The following is a 6,712-nucleotide window of genomic DNA, read 5'->3' as shown; positions in this document are numbered from 1 at the left end:
AACTCGTCACCGTCAAATGGAAGCGACCTCGACGCTACGCGATCCTATTGCCACACGCTGACGCGCTCGGCCGGTGCCAGATACAATGCGTCACCGGGCTTGACGTTGAACGCCGTGTACCAGGGGGCGAAGTTACGAACGATGCCGTTGACACGGTACTTGTCGGGCGAGTGCGGGTCGCTGAGCAGCGCCTGACGCGACGCTTCCTCGCGCCGCTTGCCCTGCCATGCCTGCGCATAGGCGAGGAAGAAGCGCTGATCCCCCGTCAGCCCGTTGAGCACCGCCGGCTCGCCGTGACGCGCGACGTAGCGGCGGTAAGCGGCGTAAGCGGTCTCCAACCCGCCCAGGTCGGCCAGGTTTTCGCCCAGCGTCAGTCGCCCCTTGATCTTGACGCCGGGGACCGGCTCGTAGCCGTCGAACTGCGTGGCAAGGCGGTCGGCCTGGACCGTGTACTTGGCCGCGGTGTCCTTGCTCCACCAGTCACGCAGCCGGCCTTGCGCGTCGAACTGGCGCCCCTGATCGTCGAAGCCGTGGCCCATTTCGTGCCCGATCGTGGTCGCGCCCGTTTCGGCGTAATTGACCGCGGGATCGGCGTTCGGATCGAAGAACGGCGGCTGCAGGATCGCGGCCGGCAGCGTGATCTGGTTCATCGTCGGGTCATAATAAGCGTTCACCGTCTGCGGCGTCATGTACCACAATCCGCGGTCGACCGGTTTGGGGAAGCGCGCGAGCTGCTGGCGCCACTGAAAGTCGGCAACGGCCAGGCTGTTGGCGAGCGGATCGGAGCGGCTGATCCGCAGTCCCGAATAGTCGATCCACTTCTTCGGATGGCCGACGCGGGGATCGAAGGTCGCCAGCTTGGCGAGTGCGGCGCGGCGCGTCGCATCGTCCATCCACGTCGCCGCTTCGATCTTGTCCTTGTACGCGGCTTGCATGTCGCCGACGAGTTCATCGGCCTTCGCCTGCGTCGTGGGCGACCAATATTGCCGTACGTAGATCGCGCCGACCGCCTCGCCCAGCGCGTCGTCGATCAATCCCATGCCGCGCTTCCAGCGCGCGCGCTGCTCGGGCACGCCGCGCAACGTCTTCGAGTAGAAGTCGAAGTTCGCCTGATCGAACGCAGCCGGCAGAAACGGAGCGGCGTTCGAGAGGAAGCGCGCCGTCATCCACTCCTTCCACGTCGACAGCGGCACGTCGCCGATCCGCTTAGACGCCGCGGCGACCGCGCTCGGCTCCGACACGTTGACGCGCTCGGCCGCACCCAATCCCATGCTGGCGAGCGTCGGAGTCCAATCGAGTTCGGGCGCGAGTGTGGCGAGCGCCGCGCGCGTCATCGGATTGTGCGTCTTGACCGGATCGCGGCGCTGTTCGGGCGTCCACTGATCCTGGCTCAGCCGCGTTTCCAGCGCGATGATCCGGTCTGCCTTGGCTTCCGCACCGGTGATGCCGGCGAGCGTCTGGATGCGGACCAGATAGCCGCGATAGGCGCGGCGGATCGCGTCATACTTGTCGCCGCTCAGCAGGTAATAATCGCGCGTCGGCAGCCCGAGCCGTGCCTGTCCCGCATCCACCATGTAGCGCGTCGGATCGTCGGCATCGGTCGAGATGCCGATGTTGACCGGCGAGGCATAGCCGGGACGCATCATCAGCTGCACGAGTTGCGGGCGCGTCGTCACCGCGTCGATCCGCGCCAGCCACGGCTTGACCGGCGCCAGCCCGCGCTGCTCGATGCCGGGCGCATCCATCCAGGCGGCGTAGAAGTCGCCGACCTTGCGCGCGGTCGCGTCGCCCGGGTGCGCAGCCGCGTTCTCGACGATCCGGCGCACCTGTCCCTCGATCTCGTCGGGCAGGTCGTAATTGTAGCCAGCCCCGATCTTGTCGGCAGGAATGGCGTGGTCGCGCAGCCACGTACCTTCGGCATAGGCGTAGAAATCGTCGCCGGGCTTCACGCTCTTGTCCATGTTCTGAAGCTCCAACCCCCAGGGTTGGTAGCGCGGCGTGCTGGTCTGTGCCGCGAGCAGTGCGGGCACGCTCGCGAACGTGAGGACGAGCAGGGAAGCGTAGCGCATGGCGGTATCCGGCAAGGTGTGTTGCGCCCGCCTTACGCCGTTGCGCGTCGGCTCACCACATCGAAGCTGAGGGTCGCATGCGCAGAATGCCTGATTGCTCGTCCGCGGCCATGACGGGGCGTTGACGCCTTCGGTGAGCGTCAGCGCGGCCGAAGCGTACATGTCGGCTTGCAACGACGTCCGCGGCACGTCACGCTGCGACCATGACACGCTGGCTCCCGCTTCTGCTTCTCGCCACCTCGACCGCGGCCAGTGCCGCCGCGACTGATCCGGCGGTGCCGATCCTGTCGCCCGCCCGGATCAAGGCCGACGTGAAGACACTGAGTGCCGACAGCTTCCACGGGCGAGGACCGACGCAAGCAGGCGAACCGATCACCCTCGCCTTCCTCGAGCAGCGCTTCGCGGCACTCGGTTTGAAGCCCGCGGGCGACAAAGGTTACCGGCAAACGGTGCCGCTCCTGCGCTGGACCCGCGACGCGGCACGCTTCCAGGTCTCGCTGAACGGCGAGGCCCGCACGCTCAACCCCGGCGTCGAGATCGCGGCGTCGTCGCGGATCGTCGGCATGACCACGCTTGAGCGGGCACCCGTCGTCTTCGTCGGCTACGGCGTGGTGGAGCCGCGGCTCGGCTACGATCCGTATCGCGGGCTCGATGTACGCGGCAAGGTGGTGGTGGCGCTCGCGGGCGACCCTGATGTCGAGGCCGGCAAGGACCTGGGCTTTGGGGGACGCGCATCGAGCCCCGCCGCGCGTACCAAATTGGCCGAGGCGCAGAAGCGCGGTGCCGCCGCCTTCTTCCAGATCCACGATACGTTTCCGTCGAGCTATCCCTGGCTTCAGCTCGCCAACAGCGACGCGGTCCCAGGCTATGCACTCGACACCGGCACCGTCCCGCCGGCGTTCGGCATTCGCGGCACGCTGCGGGGCGACGTCGGCGTCGCCATGCTGCGCCAGGGCGGGCTCGACTATGCAGCCGCGAAACGTGCCGCGCAGGCGGCGACGTTCCGCGGCGTCGAGCTGAAGGGCGTCACCTTCTCGGCCAATGTGCGCACCAGCCTTGATCGCGCGGTGAGCCACAATGTCGTCGGCGTGCTGCCCGGGACCGATCCGCAGGCGGGCAGCATCCTCTACGGTGCGCACTGGGACGCGTACGGCGAAAATGCATTTGATCCGCCCGCCGATCGCATCCGCAACGGCGCGGTCGACAATGGCACCGGTACCGCGACGCTGCTCGAGATCGCGCGCGCATTCTCGAAGGCCCCACGCCTGCGTCGCTCGGTCGTATTCGCGCTCTGGACGGCGGAGGAGAAGGGGTTGCTCGGCGCGAGCTGGTACGCCGATCATCCGGCGCTGCCGCTCGCGACCACTGCGGCGCAGTTCAATCTCGACCCGCACGTCGTGCTCGGGCGCACGCGCGACCTCGAACTGATCGGCGTCGGTCGCACCCCGCTGGAGGCCGACCTGACCCGCGTGGCAGCGACACAAGGCCTGCGCATCGTGCCCGAGGAGAATACCGAAGCGGGCTGGTATTACCGCTCCGACCATTACGCGCTGGCGCAAAAGGGCGTGCCCGGCGTCTATTTCCGTGCCGCTCGCGATCTGGTGAACGGCGGCAAGGCAGCGGGCGAACGGGAGCGGGCGCGCTACAACGCCGATTGCTATCACCAGACCTGCGACGAGTTCAAACCGAGCTGGGACATGACCGGTGCGGCACAGGAAGGCAGCGTCGCCTACGCACTCGGACGTGAGATCGCCGGTGGAGCGACCTGGCCGACGTGGAATGCCTCAGAGCCGTTCCTGGCGGAGCGCGCGAAGAGCGACACGGAACGCCGGTAAGGGGCGTGCGCGCGGCGGGTGGAGCCGGAGAAGACCAGGTCTCGCCCGCCGCGCATCTTGCAACACCTTCGTCCAGATCATGTGAAGAGGCGTTGGTGCCACATCAGATCTGCGCCATACCACCGTCGGTGAACAGCTCGCTGCCGGTCATGAAGCTGCTGTCCGACGAGGCGAGAAAGGCGGCGGCGGCCGCTACTTCGGACGGATCGCCGACATGGCCGATCGGCGTCGTCGCGCCCATCTCGATCATCGCGTCGCGCCCGACGACCTCGGCGGCGAGCTCGGTCAGCGTCGGTCCGGGTGAGAGGACATTGACGCGGATACCCGTCCCCCGCAGGTCCTGCGCCCAGCTGCGCGCGAAATTGCGGACCGCCGCCTTGGATGCGCTGTAGACGCTGAACGCCGGCGTACCCATGACGCCGGTCGTCGACCCGGTGAGAATGACCGACCCACCCCGCGCCATCAGTGGCAAGGCCTTCTGTACCGTGAAAATGGTGCCCTTCACGTTGACGTCGAAGGTCGCATCGACGTGCTCCGCCGTGATTTCGGGCAAGGGCAGCAGCGCACCGGTGCCGGCATTGGCGAACAGGATGTCGAGCCTGCCATGCTCCTGCCGTACGGTGTCGAACAACCGGTCCAGATCAGCCGCGTCGGTGACCGATCCCGCGACCGCTCGCGCCTGCCCTCCGAGCGTTTCCGCCGCTGCTTCGAGCTTGTCGGCCCTGCGCCCGAACAGGTAGACGAACGCCCCTTCCGCGACGAAGCGCCGCGCCGACGCCAACCCGATACCGGTGCCGCCCCCGGTGATGATCGCGATCTTTCCTTCAAGCCTGGTCATACATGCCTCCAGTGATTGGTTGCACGCAGCTGACCATCCGCACACCTTGCGACAAGTATGCACCTTTTGGTAAGTATGGGAAATGTCTGAAACCCGCCACGCCGATGCGCCAAGTGCCACTCTCGCCGCTCCCGCCTTCACCTGCGGGCTCGACGCCACGCTGAAGATCATCTCGGGCAAGTGGAAGCCGCTGATCCTCTACTTCCTGCTGCGCGGCCCGACCCGCTACGGCGAGCTGAAGCGCGCCATTCGCGACGTCAGCGACAAGGTGCTGATCCAGCAGTTGAAGGAACTGGAGGCGGACGGCGTCCTCAGCCGCAACGACTATAAGGAAGTGCCGCCCCGGGTCGATTACACGCTCACGCCAACCGGACAGAGCCTCGCGCAGGCACTGGAGCCGTTATGCCAGTGGGGCACGGAGAACATGGCCGACATGCAGAAGCTCTTCGCCGAGCGCGACGGCTGGGGACGCGCGCGCGCCTGACGGTCAGAGGCCGCTCAGGACTTGGCGCGGGCGTGGAGCGCATGCACCTCGCTCGCAAACGCTTCCACCGGCCCCTCGACCTCGGCGTCCGGGACGACGTCGGTGATCCTGAGTGGCGCGATACCGAGCGTTGGACGGCCGAGTTCCCGCAGCCACTCGCCGAGCTGGACCGTGGAGGTCGCGTAGACGATCCGCCCCAGCCCCGCGAGGCCGTGCGCCGCCGCGCACATCGCGCAATGCTCGCCCGAGGTGTAGACCGTGGCCGCTCGCCGCTCGTCGGGCGACAGATGCTCGACCGCCCAGCGGACGATCGCGAATTCGGGATGAAGCGTCGGATCGCCGCCGCCGACCCGGTTGCGATCCTCGAACAACACCTCGCCCGCGCCTGAGACAAGGAGGGAGCCGAACGGCTGATCACCCGCGTCGACCGCCTGCGTTGCGAGATCGACGCAGCGGCGCAGGTGCTGATGGTCGCGTTCGTTCATGATCGTCCCTCTTTTCCTGGTCTTGATCGGGCCAGCTGTACGGCAACGCCTCCCCGGCGTCGGCAAGCGCGACGAAGACGGCGACATCTTAGCGAAGCTCTAACCGCGCGGGCCTCCGGCGAGCGGTATCTAGCCCGAGCCCGCCACCTGCTTCCGTCACGAACGCCACGCAACCATCCAAGTGCAGCGTCACGCCACCTTTGCTGCACAGACCGCGCGAAAGCCCGCGGCCATGAAGGTCGCCATGCGCTGCTTAACCGCGAGGAAATCGTCGGAGCGGCACAGGCCGCCCGACAGCTTGTCGATGCGGCCGGTACGCGCGAGCGTCAGCATCAGCGAGCCGGTGACGAAATGATAGCCCCATAGGATGTCCTCGCGCGGGCAGTCTGGCAGCGCGCGTTCGAGCAACCCGATCAGCCGCAACACGACCGGATCGAAATATTCGTCCATCAACTCCGCGCCCCATTCGGGCGTGTTGGCGACCTGCGCACCGAGTGCGGCGTAGTTCTTCCACCCCTCGCCCCCCTCGATATAGAGGTCGAGGTCGGTGTCGAGGAAGGCGTGCAGCGCGCCTTCGATCGTCGGCGCGCCCCCGCACGCCGCCTCGTAATCGTCGAGCGCACGCATCCGCGTCTGGCTCGTCACCACTGCGCGCCGCGCGAACACCGCGTCGAACAGCGCCTTCTTGTCGGTGAAATAATAATTGAGCAGCGTGTGGTGAACGCCGACGCGCTTGGCCACGTCCTTCAGTGTCACGCCGTGCAGGCCGTGGCGCGAGAACAGCTCCTCCGCCACGTCCAGGATCTGCTCGGTCATCTCGGCGCGCTGTTCCGCCTTCTTGGAACGGCGCTTGGGTGTGGGTGCGATGGTCACGCGCCCGGTTGTGCCAACCACCTTGCGCGAGCGTCAAGCGATCAGCTGCGCACAGCAACATTCACACACACGATAGCGTTTGTTGACACGTGTCCCCGATCACGCGCATGCTGCGTCCAGGAACAGGA

General features: G+C 67.0%; 6 protein-coding genes. 2 read left to right on the top strand and 4 right to left on the bottom strand.

What is annotated here, in order from left to right:
• Positions 1–44: 44 nt before the first annotated feature.
• Positions 45–2,069, bottom strand: coding sequence for a M13 family metallopeptidase (locus QZ847_RS00375; protein WP_294352028.1), 2,025 nt, complete (start codon positions 2,067–2,069; stop codon positions 45–47).
• A 203-nt stretch (positions 2,070–2,272) separates the two neighbouring features.
• Between QZ847_RS00375 and QZ847_RS00370 the strand changes: the two genes are divergently transcribed.
• Positions 2,273–3,904, top strand: coding sequence for a M28 family peptidase (locus QZ847_RS00370; protein WP_294352026.1), 1,632 nt, complete (start codon positions 2,273–2,275; stop codon positions 3,902–3,904).
• Between the two features lie 103 nt (positions 3,905–4,007).
• Here QZ847_RS00370 and QZ847_RS00365 read toward each other — a convergent pair whose 3' ends face one another.
• Complete coding sequence (locus tag QZ847_RS00365; RefSeq protein ID WP_294352024.1) at positions 4,008–4,742, bottom strand: SDR family oxidoreductase; 735 nt, start codon at positions 4,740–4,742, stop codon at positions 4,008–4,010.
• Between the two features lie 82 nt (positions 4,743–4,824).
• On the opposite strand from QZ847_RS00365, the gene QZ847_RS00360 reads away from it, so the two are divergent.
• Positions 4,825–5,226: a helix-turn-helix domain-containing protein gene (locus tag QZ847_RS00360; RefSeq protein WP_294191711.1), complete on the top strand. Its 402-nt coding sequence runs from the start codon at positions 4,825–4,827 to the stop codon at positions 5,224–5,226.
• A gap of 14 nt (positions 5,227–5,240) precedes the next feature.
• Here QZ847_RS00360 and QZ847_RS00355 read toward each other — a convergent pair whose 3' ends face one another.
• Together QZ847_RS00355 and QZ847_RS00350 are read right to left on the bottom strand one after the other, a co-directional pair.
• Positions 5,241–5,711 carry a nucleoside deaminase gene (locus QZ847_RS00355; RefSeq protein ID WP_294352022.1) on the bottom strand — a complete coding sequence of 157 codons (471 nt, stop codon included), beginning with the start codon at positions 5,709–5,711 and terminating at the stop codon, positions 5,241–5,243.
• Positions 5,712–5,900: 189 nt separating this feature from the next.
• Positions 5,901–6,527 carry a TetR/AcrR family transcriptional regulator gene (locus QZ847_RS00350; RefSeq protein ID WP_294352034.1) on the bottom strand — a complete coding sequence of 209 codons (627 nt, stop codon included), beginning with the start codon at positions 6,525–6,527 and terminating at the stop codon, positions 5,901–5,903.
• Between the last annotated feature and the right edge of the window lie 185 nt (positions 6,528–6,712).

This window comes from uncultured Sphingomonas sp., from assembly GCF_913778135.1.
In the GTDB taxonomy this organism is placed as follows: domain Bacteria; phylum Pseudomonadota; class Alphaproteobacteria; order Sphingomonadales; family Sphingomonadaceae; genus Sphingomonas.
Note: the sequence above shows the minus strand (reverse complement) of the source record. Positions and strands in the feature narration are given on the sequence as shown.